Raw genomic sequence first — 13,765 nt, forward strand, 5'->3', positions numbered from 1 at the left:
CTCTTTTCCCTTACTCGATGACTTTCGGAACCAGGTACAGGCCGTTTTCGGTCGCCGGGGCGATGGCCTGGTACTGGTCGCGATGGTTGCTTTCGGTGACCACGTCAGCGCGCAGGCGCTGGCTGGCTTCCAGCGGGTGGGCGAGTGGTTCGATGCCGGTGGTGTCGACGGCTTGCATCTGGTCGACCAGCCCCAGAATACTGTTCAGGGCATCAGTGGTGCGTGGCAGATCGCTTTCATTCAGGCCCAGACGGGCCAAATGAGCAATCTTTTCCACGTCGCAGCGTTGAAGCGCCATGGGAATCTCCAGGGAAACAAAAAAACGGATTTCATCCGTGATGAGGAACATGCCGGCAATTTTACGGTCATACGGCCGCGATCATGTGCTGGCTTGCTCGGAAAAACTGCCAATTTAACATATTGGCGCCTTGCCCAAAATCCCCGCCGTTGTTAGAGTTTGCCGCACTTTTTTACCCACGCGTTGCCTAGGGTCACTTTCCCATGTTCAAGAAACTGCGTGGCATGTTTTCCAGCGATCTTTCCATCGACCTGGGCACTGCCAACACCCTTATTTACGTGCGTGAGCGCGGTATCGTCCTGAATGAGCCCTCGGTCGTGGCCATTCGTACTCACGGCAACCAGAAAAGTGTCGTCGCTGTCGGTACCGAAGCCAAACGCATGCTGGGCCGTACGCCCGGTAACATTGCTGCCATTCGTCCGATGAAGGACGGTGTGATCGCCGACTTCAGCGTTTGCGAAAAAATGTTGCAGTACTTCATCAACAAGGTTCACGAAAACAGCTTCCTGCAGCCCAGCCCTCGTGTGCTGATCTGCGTGCCGTGCAAATCGACCCAGGTCGAGCGTCGTGCCATTCGTGAATCGGCGCTGGGCGCCGGTGCCCGTGAAGTGTTCCTGATCGAAGAGCCAATGGCTGCTGCGATCGGTGCAGGCCTGCCGGTTGAAGAGGCGCGCGGTTCGATGGTCGTCGATATCGGTGGTGGTACCACTGAAATTGCACTGATCTCCTTGAACGGCGTGGTTTATGCCGAGTCCGTGCGTGTGGGCGGCGATCGCTTCGACGAAGCCATCGTGACCTACGTGCGCCGTAACTACGGCAGCCTGATCGGTGAGTCCACCGCCGAGCGCATCAAGCAGGAAATCGGTACCGCTTATCCGGGCGGCGAAGTCCGCGAAGTCGATGTACGCGGCCGTAACCTGGCAGAAGGCGTTCCACGTGCTTTCACCTTGAACTCCAACGAGGTGCTCGAAGCGCTGCAGGAGTCCCTGGCGACTATCGTCCAGGCGGTCAAGAGCGCGCTGGAGCAATCACCACCCGAGCTGGCTTCGGATATCGCCGAACGTGGCCTGGTGCTGACCGGTGGTGGCGCGTTGCTGCGCGATCTGGACAAGCTGCTGGCCCAGGAAACCGGCCTGCCGGTCATCGTCGCCGAAGATCCGCTGACCTGTGTCGCCCGTGGCGGTGGTCGTGCGCTGGAGATGATGGACAAGCACACCATGGACCTGCTCTCCAGCGAGTGATCTTGCCGGCAGCCATCCGATGAGTGGTTTACAGGTAGTGCCAAGGGTGCTACCTGTATGCGGTTGTCGGCGCCTTCAGGCGCCGCATCGCCTTACGCCACGCGTCGGCACGTGTGTTGCCGTATGATTGATCTCCTGAATAGTCGCCCACGAGGAACGGCCCATTAAACCGCTTTTCGCCAAAGGCCCTTCACTGGGTGTTCGCTTGCTCGTGCTGGTGGTGCTTTCGGTCGCCCTGATGGTGGTCGACGCGCGCTTTTCGGTGTTGCAGCCGGTGCGCCAGCAAATGTCGCGGGTACTGATCAAGGCCTACTGGGTTACCAACCTGCCGGAGCAGTTCTGGCAGGGCATCTCCAACCAGTTCGGCAGCCGTGCCGAATTGATGGCCGAGAACGAGAAACTCAAGACCGAGGCGCTGCTACTGCAAGGTCGCCTGCAGAAGCTGGCTGCCCTGACGGAACAGAACGTGCGTTTGCGCGAGCTGCTCAATTCCTCGGCATTGGTTAACGAAAAGGTCGAGGTCGCCGAGCTGATCGGTATCGATCCGAACCCGTTCACCCACCGTATCCTGATCAACAAGGGCGAGCGTGATGGCGTCGTTCTGGGGCAGCCTGTGCTCGATGCTCGCGGCCTGATGGGGCAGGTGGTCGAACTGATGCCTTACACGTCCCGTGTGCTGCTGCTCACCGATACCACCCATAGCATTCCCGTGCAGGTCAACCGCAATGGCTTGCGCGCCATTGCCAGCGGCACCGGCAACCCGGAGCGCCTTGAGCTGCGTCATGTTGCCGATACCGCCGACATCAAGGAGGGCGACCTGCTGGTCAGCTCTGGCCTCGGGCAGCGGTTCCCGGCGGGTTATCCGGTGGCCACGGTCAAGGAAGTCATTCACGACTCAGGCCAGCCCTTCGCTATTGTCCGTGCGGTACCAACGGCGGCTCTCAATCGCAGCCGCTACATGCTGTTGGTGTTCAGTGACAGTCGTTCTCCTGAACAGCGCGCCACCGAAGCGGCCCAGGCCCAGGAAGCCGCGGACCGGCAGAAGCTCGCCGTGCCAGGTGATGCCCCGGCCACGGTTGCGCCCGCGCCGGCCACGCCTGCTGCCACGGCACCTGTTGCAGCGCCTGCTGCACCTGCTCCCGCGGCAACTGCCCCGGCCCATGGCGCGGGTGCTGCGCCGGTCAACTCCCGGGAGAGACACTAATGGTTAGTACCCGAAGCAGAAACGGCTGGGTCATTTGGCTGAGCTTCGTGATCGGCATACTGTTGAGCGTTGCCCCCATGCCAGAGGGCTCCGATCACCTGCGCCCCTTGTGGCTGGCGTTGTTGCTGGTGTTCTGGACGCTGACGCTGCCGCACAAGGTCGGAATGACTACGGCCTTTGTGCTCGGCCTGGCATCCGATGTGCTGTGTGGGACCCTGTTGGGGCAGAACGCGTTGGTGCTGACCTTGATCAGCTTCCTGATCCTGTCGCTGCAGCAGCGGTTGCGCATGTTCCCCATGTGGCAACAGAGCCTGGTGGTGCTGGTGATCTTTGGCCTGGCGCAGTTGGTCCAACTGTGGCTAAGCGCCCTGACCGGTAACCGCCAGCCGACCCTCGCCTTGCTCTGGCCTGCCGTTGTCAGTGCCTTGCTCTGGCCCTGGATCAGCTACGCCTTGCAAGGCTTGCGCCGCCGACTCGGCATCCACTGATTCCACTGCCCGCCGTTGACAGGGAGACGTCAAGATGACTCCGCTTTACCTGGCCTCTGGTTCGCCACGCCGTCGTGAACTGTTGACCCAGATTGGTGTGCCATTCACGGTCATCAGTGCCTCCATCGATGAAACCCCCCTGGCCGATGAGTCTGCCTGTGCTTATGTCGAGCGTCTGGCGCGTGGCAAGGCATTGGCCGGGCTGGCAATGCTCGCCGCCACGGAGGCGCGCGCGCCCTTGGCGGTCTTGGGGGCTGATACCGCTGTGGTTCTGGATGGGCAGATTTTAGGTAAACCGCAGGACCGTGCCGAAGCCCTGGCGATGCTCGCTGCGCTTTCCGGGCGCGAGCATGAGGTGTTGACCGCTGTTGCCATTACCGACGGTTCCCGTTGCGAGAGCCTGTCTGTGAGCAGCCGCGTTGCGTTTCGCTCGATCAGCCCGGCCGAAGCGCAGGCTTACTGGGAGAGTGGCGAGCCGCATGACAAGGCCGGCTCTTACGCAATCCAGGGCCTGGGGGCCGTGTTCGTGAAGGGCCTGAGTGGTAGTTATTCAGCCGTTGTCGGCTTGCCGCTTTGTGAAACGGCCGAACTGCTGGCGCGGTTCGGCATTCCTTGCTGGCAACGCCTCCAGGCCTGTTGAGCGAGGATGCACTGAAGCTGCCAGCGCTCGCCAGCCTTCCATGAGCGAGCCATCATTACCTGAACACCTTTGACGAGAGCCAGCCATGAGTGAAGAGATTCTGATCAATATCACGCCGATGGAATCACGCGTGGCGGTGGTGGAAAACGGTGTCCTGCAAGAGGTGCATGTCGAGCGTACCCAGCGCCGCGGGATTGTCGGCAACATCTACAAGGGCAAGGTGGTGCGTGTCCTGCCGGGTATGCAGGCGGCTTTTGTCGATATTGGCCTGGAGCGCGCAGCGTTCATCCATGCGTCGGAAATCTCCCTGCGTGAAGGGCCGGCAGTCGAGACCATCAGTGCCTTGGTGCATGAAGGTCAGAGCCTGGTGGTGCAGGTGACCAAGGACCCCATCGGTTCAAAGGGCGCTCGCCTGACCACACAGCTTTCGATTCCTTCGCGTTATCTGGTTTACATGCCACGCACCAGCCATGTCGGTATTTCCCTGAAAATCGAAGACGAAGCCGAGCGTGAGCGTCTCAAACAGGTGGTCAGTGACTGCGTGGCCCAGGAAAATATCAAGGATGCCGGTGGTTTCATCCTGCGCACGGCTGCCGAAGGCGCGGGCGCCGATGAAATCCTCATGGACATTCGCTATCTGCGTAGGCTCTGGGAGCAGATTGGCAATCAGATCAAGACTGTGGGGGCGCCGACCGTCATTTATGAGGATCTGGGCCTGGCCTTGCGTACCCTGCGCGACCTGGTCAACCCGAAAATCGAGAAGATCCGCATCGACTCTCGGGAAACGTTCCAGAAAACAACGCAGTTCGTCGCCGAGCTGATGCCGGAAATCGCCGACCGGCTGGAGCATTACCCGGGTGAGCGTCCGATTTTCGACCTTTATGGCGTCGAGGACGAAATCCAGCGTGCGCTGGACCGCAAGGTGCCGCTCAAGTCCGGTGGTTATCTGGTGGTCGACCCGGCTGAAGCGATGACCACGATCGATGTGAACACCGGGGCTTTCGTCGGGCATCGCAACCTTGAAGAGACCATCTTCAAGACCAACCTGGAGGCGGCAACCGCGATTGCCAGGCAACTGCGCCTGCGCAACATTGGCGGGATCATCATCATCGACTTCATCGACATGGAAGACGAAGAGCATCAGCGCCAGGTATTGCGTACGCTGGAGAAGCAGCTCGAACGTGATCATGCCAAGACCAACATCATTGGTATCACCGAGTTGGGCCTGGTGCAGATGACCCGCAAGCGCACCCGTGAAAGCCTCGAGCAGGTGCTCTGCGAGCCCTGCATCAGTTGCCATGGTCGCGGCAAGCTGAAAACACCCGAGACAATCTGTTACGAGATTTTCCGGGAAATCCTTCGCGAGGCCCGCGCCTATCAGGCTGAAGGCTATAGAGTGCTGGCCAACCAGAAGGTGGTGGACCGGTTGCTGGACGAGGAGTCTGGCAATGTTGCCGAACTTGAGGCGTTCATCGGGCGAACGATTCGCTTCCAGGTCGAGTCGATGTATTCCCAGGAACAATACGATGTGGTGCTGCTCTGATTCGCTTTTGTTGTTCATTTGAGCTGTGGCTGCTGGCAAAGCCGGTAGTCCGGGCCATAGTTAAAGTTCGACTCGGGGAGACATCGACATGGAACGTCTGACGCGCGTTCTGATCGCATTGACTCGCTGGGGCTTGGGCGGGTGCGCCCTGCTGACAGTGCTTGTCGCACTTTACGTAAGCCTTGGGCGGCAGTTGGTGCCGTTGGTGGCTGAATACCGGAATGACGCTCAGGACAAGGCCGAGCAGGCCTTGGGCATGCCTGTCCATATCGGCGCCCTGGAGGGACGCTGGAATGGGTTGGCGCCGGTGTTGCTGGTGCGTGATGTGCAGCTGGGTGATGGCCCCAACGCCTTGCGCCTGGATGCGGTCAGGGTAGTGCCAGACCTTTGGGCCAGCTTGATGGAGCGTCAGCTACGCATTGCCCAGATCGAGTTGGGTGGCCTGCAGGTGAGCCTGCATGAAGATGAGAATGGCCGTTGGGCGCTGAAGGGTTTGCCCGTCACGCAAGCGCAATCACTCGACCCTGAGCAGGTGCTGACCCAACTTCAGGTGGTCTCGAAGGTTTCCCTGTTCGACAGCCAGGTGACCCTTGAGCCGTTCCAGCGTGACCCGACAACCCTTACCTATGTCAGCCTCGGGCTACAGACCGGCAGTGTGCGCCAGCGTCTTGATGCGCGTGCGACCCTGCCCGACGGCCAGCCGCTGGCCTTGAGCCTGCGCAGCCGGATTCGCCCGGCTCAATGGCGTGAGGCGCAACTAGAGGCGTACCTGAGCCTGCCGCAGAGTGACTGGGCCAAGTGGATACCGCCGAAATGGCTGGGACAGTGGAAGGCCGAGCAGTTGCGTAGTGGCGGCGAGGTCTGGCTCAACTGGTCGAACGGTGCGGTGAGCAGTGCGGTGGTGCGCATGAACGCGCCGCGGTTGCGCGGTGCCTATACCGGGCGCAAAGCCATCGCCCTGGATAACCTGGCCCTCAACGCCTGGTTCCAACGTAGCGAGCAGGGCTTCGAAGTGGCCGTAGACTCCCTGGCGATGAGCCTGGGCGAAACCCGCTGGGAATCTCGTATCCAGTTGCGCCAGTTGGCGGCCACCGAGAAAACCGAAGAAACCTGGGAGGTGCAGGCCGATCGCCTGGACCTTGCCCCGCTCACGCCGTTGATCGATGCCCTGGCTCCGCTGCCGGACACTCTGATGGCCGTGGTTGATGGTCTCAAGGTGACCGGTGGCTTGCGCAACGTGCGGCTGGATATTCGACCCAAGGCCAGTGGCGATCAGCGCCTGAGCTTTGCAGCCAACCTCGACCGGGTGGGGTTTTCGGCCTACCACGGTGCACCGGCGGCAGGAAACGTCAGTGGCAGCATCAGTGGTGACCTTGGTCAGGGTGAGCTACGCCTTGATACCGATGCATTCATGCTGCATCTCGATCCTATCTTCGCCAAACCCTGGCATTACCAGAAAGCCAATGCACGCTTGACCTGGCGTCTGGATCAGGACGGCTTCACCCTCATTGCGCCTTACCTCAAGGTGCTGGGAGAGGAAGGCAAGATCGCTGGCGATTTCCTGATTCGTCTGCTCTTCGACCCTGCGCTTGAGGACTACATGGACCTGCGTGTCGGTCTGGTCGAGGGTGACGGTCGTTACACTGGCAAGTACCTGCCGGCAGTCTTGAGCCCCGCATTGGATGAGTGGCTGCGCACGGCAATTCTCAAGGGTGCGGTCGATGAGGGCTATTTTCAGTACCAGGGCTCGCTGAACCACGGGGCATCCCCTGAGGCCCGGAGCATCAGCCTGTTTTTCAAGGTGCATGATGCGGCCCTCGATTTTCAGCCTGGCTGGCCGACGGTGCACAACGTCGACGGCGACGTGTTCATCGACGATGCCGGGGTGCGGGTAAAGGCCCGCAGTGGGGAGCTGCTCAATACCCAGGTCAGCAACGTGATAGTCGATATTCCCCATGTGGACAGTGGCGAGCAAAGCCACTTGTACCTTGATGGCGAATTTTCCGGCGGGCTTGGCGATGGTCTGAAGATTCTCCAGGAGGCACCTATTGGCACCGGGCCGACCTTTGCCGGTTGGGAGGGCGAGGGCAGCCTGGTGGGCAAGCTCAAGCTCGATGTTCCACTGGTGAAGGGGCAACAGCCCAAGGTGCTGGTGGACTTCAGTACGGCTGATGCACGCCTCAAGATCCGTGAGCCGGCGCTGGAATTGAGCCAGCTCAAGGGCGATTTTCGATTTGATTATGACAAGGGCCTGAGCGGTCAGGGCATTACGGCCCGGGCGTTCGACAAGCCGTTCACTGCGCAGATTTTCGCGGAAGGCAAGCCCGGTCAGTTGCAGACCCGCCTCGCTGCCAAGGGGCAGATCGGGCTCAAGGCGCTGACCGACTGGCTGCAGTTCAACCAAGCCTTGCCGCTGTCTGGCGAACTGCCCTACGAGTTGCAGGTAGCCTTGGGTAGCCGCAGCAATCAACTGACGATCAATTCCACGCTCAAGGGGCTGGCAATCGACCTGCCTGCACCGTTTGGCAAATCCGCAGGCGAGGTGCGTAACAGCCAGTTTCGGATGAACCTGCAAGGCCCTGAGCGCCGTTACGATGTTGATTACGCAGACCTTGCCAACCTGGTGTACGCATCGCCGGTGGGCAAGCCCGGCCAAGGGCGCGGCGAACTGTTGTTTGGCGAAGGCAATGCCCAGTTGCCCTCTGCCCAGGGCGTGCGGTTGAGTGGCAAGCTGGCCGAGCTGGACGTGGCGCTTTGGCAGAAACAGCTGGAACGTTATGCCGGAAACGATCCAGGCGGCAGTGCCCGGCAAGCCCTCCAGAGTGCCGATGTGAGCATTGGGCAGGTCAAGGTATTCGGTCTTGACCTCAACCAGGCGGTGGTTCGTGTCAACCGTAGCAATGACAGTTGGGGCGTGCGCCTGGACAGCAAGGAGGTCATAGGTAATGCGCGCCTGCCGGATAACCAGGCACAACCGATCACCCTTAATTTGCAGACCATTCATCTGCCGTCGGCTGATCCCGCTGAGGTTACGGCCCCGGATGCCCCGGACCCCTTGGCTACTGTCGATCCGCGCAAAATTCCTGCAGTCGACCTGACCATCGGCAAGTTGTTCCTGGGTGACGATCTGTTGGGCAGTTGGTCGCTGAAGCTGCGGCCCACGGCCAAGGGCGTAGCGCTGAAGGATCTGGACCTCAATCTCAAAGGCTTGATGATTGATGGCAACGCTGGCTGGGAGGGTGTGCCGGGGGCGAGCAGTAGTTGGTACAAGGGCCGTCTGGAAGGCAAGGACGTGGCAGATGTGCTCAAGGCCTGGAAGTTCGCACCGACCGTGACCAGTCGGGATTTTCGTCTGGACGCCGACGGCCGCTGGCCAGGCTCGCCCGCCTGGGTTGGCCTCAAGCGGTTTTCCGGCAGCCTTGATGCCTCGCTACGCAAAGGCCAGTTTGTCGAGGTGGAAGGTGGTGCTCAGGCGCTGCGGGTGTTTGGTCTGCTGAACTTCAACTCGATTGGCCGTCGCTTGCGCCTGGACTTCTCCGACCTGCTTGGCAAAGGCCTGAGTTATGACCGGGTCAAAGGCTTGTTGGTCGCCAGTGAGGGCGTCTACGTGACGCGTGAACCGATCACCGTGACGGGGCCCTCAAGTAATCTGGAGCTGGATGGCACACTGGACATGGTTCGAGACCAGATCGATGCCAACCTGCTGGTGACCTTGCCGGTGACCAACAACCTGCCATTGGCGGCGTTGATTGTCGGTGCGCCGGCCATTGGCGGTGCCCTGTTCCTGGTTGACCGCCTGCTGGGGGACCGGGTGGCACGTTATGCCAGCGTGCACTATCGCGTCGAAGGCCCGTGGAAAGAGCCTAAGATTAGCTTTATCAAACCTTTCGAGAAGAACCGTTGATGAAAGCAGCCGTGATTCAGATGGTCAGCCAGAGCGATATTGCTGGCAACCTGGCCCAGGCCCACGCATTGCTTGAGCGTGCAGCCCATGGCGGTGCGCGGCTGGCAGTCTTGCCAGAAAACTTTGCGGCCATGGGGCGTCGTGACAGTGCCGCAATCGGCCGAGCCGAAGCGCTTGGCGAGGGGCCAATCCTGCCGTGGTTGAAACAGACGGCACGTGACCTCAGGTTATGGATTGTGGGCGGAACCGTGCCTTTGCCGCCGGTCGGGCAGCCCGACGCGAAAGCCCATGCCTGTTCGTTGCTGATCGACGATCAGGGGCAGCAGGTGGCGCGCTACGACAAGCTGCACCTGTTCGATGTCGATGTGGCCGACAACCGTGGCCGTTATCGTGAGTCCGATGATTATGCCCATGGAAGTCGGGTGGTCGTGGCCGACACGCCGGTTGGCCGTCTGGGGCTCAGTGTTTGCTATGACCTGCGCTTTCCGGAGCTCTATAGCGCCTTGCGCGAAGCGGGGGCTGAATTGATCAGTGCGCCGGCGGCGTTTACCGCGGTAACCGGTGCCGCACACTGGGAAGTGCTGATACGTGCCCGGGCTATTGAAACGCAGTGCTATGTGTTGGCTGCGGCTCAGGGCGGCACTCATCCCGGTCCACGGGAAACCTTTGGTCATGCGGCGATCGTCGATCCATGGGGGCGCATCGTCGCCGAACAGGACACCGGCGAAGCCGTGCTGCTGGCCGAACGCGACAGCAGCGAACAGGCGTCCATCCGGGCGCGGATGCCGGTGGCCTTGCACCGGCGCTTTTTTTCGCAGGACGCCTTGCGGCCTGCGCACACCTCGGAGTGACTATGAGCGAGTTGTTATCCACCGTCAGTGAGCACCTGCTGGCGCCAGGTGGTCTTACCCTGGACAGCCTGCAGTCGGTGCTCGGTGAGCTGGCCGGGCCCGGTATCGATGCCGCCGACCTTTACTTTCAGGGGCAGATTTCCGAGTCGTGGGCACTGGAGGACGGCATTGTCAAAGAGGGCAGCTTCAACCTCGATCAGGGGGTAGGTGTTCGTGCCCAATCCGGTGAAAAAACCGGTTTCGCCTACAGCAATGCGATCAACCTTGAGGCCTTGAGCTCGGCGGCTCGTGCTGCCCGCTCAATTTCCCGAGCTGGACAGAACGGCAGCGTTCAGGCGTTCAAAAGCCAGGACGTGGTGCAGTTGTACTCGCCGGACAATCCACTTGAGGTCATCAGCCGTGCCGAGAAGGTCGAGCTGCTCAAGCGTGTCGATGCGGCAACCCGCAAGTTGGACCCACGTATCCAGCAGGTCAGTGTCAGCATGGCCGGCGTCTGGGAGCGCATCCTGGTCGCGGCCGCCGACGGTAGCCTGGCTGCCGATGTGCGACCGCTGGTGCGTTTCAACGTCAGCGTGATCGTCGAGCAGAATGGTCGCCGTGAACGCGGCGGCCACGGCGGCGGCGGGCGCACTGACTACCGCTTCTTCACCGATGAGCGTGTCATGGGCTATGCCCGCGAGGCATTGCGTCAGGCCTTGGTCAACCTTGAGGCGGTTCCGGCGCCGGCCGGGACATTGCCTGTGGTTCTCGGCCCGGGCTGGTCAGGGGTGTTGCTCCATGAAGCGGTCGGCCATGGTCTTGAGGGTGATTTCAACCGCAAGGGCAGCTCGGCCTATAGCGGTCGTTTGGGGGAGCAGGTCGCGTCCAGTCTCTGCACCATTGTCGACGACGGTACCCTGGAAGGGCGCCGCGGCTCGCTGAGCGTCGATGACGAAGGTACCCCCACCGAATGCACCACCTTGATCGAGAACGGCATCCTCAAAGGCTACATGCAGGACAAGCTCAATGCCCGCTTGATGGGGATGGCGCGCACCGGTAACGGTCGGCGTGAGTCCTATGCACACTTGCCGATGCCGCGCATGACCAACACCTACATGCGCGCCGGCGACAGCGACCCGGCTGAAATCATCGCTTCGGTGAAGCGTGGCCTGTACTGCGCAAACCTTGGCGGCGGGCAGGTAGATATCACCAGTGGCAAGTTCGTGTTTTCCACCAGTGAGGCCTACCTCATCGAGGACGGCAAAATCACCACGCCGGTGAAGGGGGCGACCCTGATCGGTAACGGGCCGGAGGCCATGAGCCGTGTGTCGATGGTCGGTAACGACCTGTCGCTGGACAGTGGTGTTGGCACGTGTGGCAAGGATGGGCAATCGGTGCCTGTGGGCGTTGGTCAGCCGACGCTGAAGATCGATGCGATCACCGTGGGTGGCACGGGCGCATGACGAAAAGGTCGAGCCGGCAGGGTGCCGGCTCGGCTACGAAGATCAGCGCAGGCCGCGCTGGGTTTCGTCGAGGTCGCGGATGTACTTGAAGATCTTGCGGCTGGCAGTTGGCGGCTTGTTGCGCGCCAGCTCATGCTGGGCCTGACGGATCAGCGAGCGCAGCTGCTGGCGATCCGCTTCGGCGTATTCGTTGACGAAACGCTCGAGGTCTTCGTCGGTGCCGCCGATCAGACGGTCGCGCCAGCGTTCAAGGTTGTGGAATCGTTCGTTGTACTGGCGAGTGGAGGCATCGAGTTGGTCCAGCAGCGCAAGAATGGCCTCGATGTCCTGATCGCGCATCAATTTGCCGATGAACGACAAATGGCGTTTACGGGCAATGTGTGCGGTGTGTTTGCTGGCATCGGCCAAGGCCCGGCGCAGGGCGTCGGTCAGCGGCAGGCGTGCCAGGGTGTCCGGCTTGAGCGTTGTAAGGCGCTCGCCGAGGTCGACCAGCGCATGCAGCTCGCGCTTGATCTGGGTTTTGCTTTTTTCGCCTTCGTCGAAGGCATCGTCGTAAGAATCAACCATGGTGGCAGTCCGCGTGGAAACGCCGCCATGATAACCAGTCGGGGGCCGCTTGTCCGGCCCGGTCGTGAGTTGACCCGTGCCGAGAGCAGATTTTGAGTGGAGAAGACCATGAGTTCAGTCCAGAGCGTAGGTCCGCAAGCCCTGCCGGCACTGCAGGAGCAGGTCGAGCAGATCATTGCCGAGGCCCGGCGCCAAGGCGCCAGTGCCTGCGAAGTAGCCGTTTCGCTGGAGCAGGGGCTGTCGACCTCGGTGCGTCAACGTGAAGTAGAGACGGTTGAGTTCAACCGTGACCAAGGCTTTGGTATCACCTTGTACGTTGGTCAGCGCAAAGGTTCGGCCAGCACCTCGGCCAGCGGCAGTGAGGCGATTCGTGAAACCGTTGCTGCCGCACTGGCGATTGCCAAGCACACCTCCGAAGACGATTGCGCCGGGCTGGCTGATGCCGCGTTGATGGCTCGCGATTTGCCGGACTTCGATCTTTACCATGCCTGGGACATCACTCCGGAACAGGCCATCGAGAAGGCCTTGGCCTGCGAGGCGGCGGCATTCGAGGCCGATCCACGGATCAAGAATGCTGATGGCACCACCCTCAATACCCATCAGGGCTGCCGCGTCTACGGCAACAGCCATGGTTTCATCGGCGGTTATGCCTCGACGCGTCACAGCTTGAGTTGCGTGATGATCGCCGAGGGCGATGGGCAGATGCAGCGCGACTACTGGTATGACGTCAATCGTCAGGGCGAGTTGCTGGCCGACCCGCAGAGCATTGGCCGGCGCGCTGCGCAGCGTGCTGCCAGCCGTCTGGGCGCGCGCCCGGTACCCACCTGCGAGGTGCCGGTGCTGTTCTCGGCGGAACTGGCCGGTGGGCTGTTCAGCAGCTTCCTGTCGGCGATCTCCGGTGGAAACCTGTACCGCAAATCGTCGTTCCTCGATGGCGCTATGGGCCAGCAGTTGTTCCCGAATTGGCTGACCCTGGATGAGCGTCCGCACCTGCAGCGTGCCTTGGGCAGTGCGGCCTTCGATGGTGATGGGCTGGCAACCTATGCCAAGCCATTCGTCAAAAACGGTGAGTTGGTGTCTTATGTTCTGGGCACTTATTCCGGGCGCAAACTGGGCATGCCGAGCACCGCCAACGCCGGTGGTGTGCACAACCTGTTTGTCACCCATGGTGATGAAGATCAGGCTGCACTGTTACGTCGCATGGGGCGCGGCCTGTTGGTCACTGAACTGATGGGGCATGGCCTGAATATGGTGACAGGCGATTACTCCCGTGGCGCGGCAGGTTTCTGGGTGGAGAACGGTGAGATCCAGTTTGCGGTTCAGGAGGTGACGATCGCCGGCAATATGAAAGACATGTTCCAGCAAATCGTTGCAATCGGTAATGATCTGGAAACCCGCAGCAATATCCACACTGGCTCCGTACTGATCGAGAAAATGACGGTCGCTGGTAGCTGATTCCCTTGGGCCTGGCCATAACTATGTAGGATCAGGTCATCTGTTTGCAGGCGTAGAGTCCGTTCTGTCGTTCGATAAGGATACGAACACTGAAACGGACTCTCGTACTGTCGTGGCGTAAGCCCTTCTTCG

General features: G+C 60.9%; 11 protein-coding genes. 9 read left to right on the plus strand and 2 right to left on the minus strand.

What is annotated here, in order from left to right:
* Positions 1-10: 10 nt before the first annotated feature.
* Positions 11-298, minus strand: coding sequence for an Asp-tRNA(Asn)/Glu-tRNA(Gln) amidotransferase subunit GatC (gene gatC / locus UIA24_RS01420; RefSeq protein WP_065759404.1), 288 nt, complete (start codon positions 296-298; stop codon positions 11-13).
* Positions 299-501: 203 nt separating this feature from the next.
* Between gatC and mreB the strand changes: the two genes are divergently transcribed.
* From mreB to tldD, 8 genes are all read left to right on the plus strand, one after another.
* Positions 502-1,539, plus strand: a complete 1,038-nt coding sequence (gene mreB / locus UIA24_RS01425; RefSeq protein WP_008371426.1) for a rod shape-determining protein MreB — start codon at positions 502-504, stop codon at positions 1,537-1,539.
* A 163-nt stretch (positions 1,540-1,702) separates the two neighbouring features.
* Positions 1,703-2,743 carry a rod shape-determining protein MreC gene (gene mreC, locus UIA24_RS01430; RefSeq protein ID WP_371918256.1) on the plus strand — a complete coding sequence of 347 codons (1,041 nt, stop codon included), beginning with the start codon at positions 1,703-1,705 and terminating at the stop codon, positions 2,741-2,743.
* Positions 2,743-3,231, plus strand: a complete 489-nt coding sequence (gene mreD / locus UIA24_RS01435) for a rod shape-determining protein MreD (RefSeq protein WP_099773634.1) — start codon at positions 2,743-2,745, stop codon at positions 3,229-3,231. The genes mreC and mreD overlap by 1 nt, the downstream gene beginning before the upstream one ends.
* Positions 3,232-3,265: 34 nt before the next feature.
* Positions 3,266-3,871 (plus strand): Maf family protein, encoded by a 606-nt coding sequence (locus tag UIA24_RS01440; protein ID WP_330522021.1) that lies wholly within the window; start codon positions 3,266-3,268, stop codon positions 3,869-3,871.
* An 85-nt stretch (positions 3,872-3,956) separates the two neighbouring features.
* Positions 3,957-5,414 carry a ribonuclease G gene (gene rng / locus UIA24_RS01445; RefSeq protein ID WP_065759393.1) on the plus strand — a complete coding sequence of 486 codons (1,458 nt, stop codon included), beginning with the start codon at positions 3,957-3,959 and terminating at the stop codon, positions 5,412-5,414.
* 88 nt (positions 5,415-5,502) lie between these two features.
* The gene (locus UIA24_RS01450) at positions 5,503-9,318 is read left to right on the plus strand and encodes a YhdP family protein (protein WP_330522023.1); all 3,816 of its coding nucleotides are present in this window, start codon (positions 5,503-5,505) and stop codon (positions 9,316-9,318) included.
* Positions 9,318-10,169 carry a carbon-nitrogen hydrolase family protein gene (locus tag UIA24_RS01455; RefSeq protein ID WP_330522024.1) on the plus strand — a complete coding sequence of 284 codons (852 nt, stop codon included), beginning with the start codon at positions 9,318-9,320 and terminating at the stop codon, positions 10,167-10,169. The genes UIA24_RS01450 and UIA24_RS01455 overlap by 1 nt, the downstream gene beginning before the upstream one ends.
* Positions 10,170-10,171: 2 nt before the next feature.
* On the plus strand, positions 10,172-11,611 hold the full coding sequence (tldD, locus tag UIA24_RS01460; RefSeq protein WP_065759396.1) for a metalloprotease TldD: 1,440 nt from the start codon (positions 10,172-10,174) through the stop codon (positions 11,609-11,611).
* Between the two features lie 42 nt (positions 11,612-11,653).
* Here the strand turns inward: tldD and yjgA are convergent, their stop codons facing one another.
* On the minus strand, positions 11,654-12,178 hold the full coding sequence (gene yjgA / locus UIA24_RS01465) for a ribosome biogenesis factor YjgA (protein ID WP_065759397.1): 525 nt from the start codon (positions 12,176-12,178) through the stop codon (positions 11,654-11,656).
* A gap of 108 nt (positions 12,179-12,286) precedes the next feature.
* Here yjgA and pmbA point away from each other — a divergent pair, with 108 nt between their 5' ends.
* Positions 12,287-13,633 (plus strand): metalloprotease PmbA, encoded by a 1,347-nt coding sequence (pmbA, locus tag UIA24_RS01470; protein ID WP_065759398.1) that lies wholly within the window; start codon positions 12,287-12,289, stop codon positions 13,631-13,633.
* Positions 13,634-13,765 lie beyond the last annotated feature (132 nt).

Source organism: Pseudomonas sp. AL 58 (assembly GCF_036348395.1).
Taxonomy (GTDB): domain Bacteria; phylum Pseudomonadota; class Gammaproteobacteria; order Pseudomonadales; family Pseudomonadaceae; genus Aquipseudomonas; species Aquipseudomonas defluvii.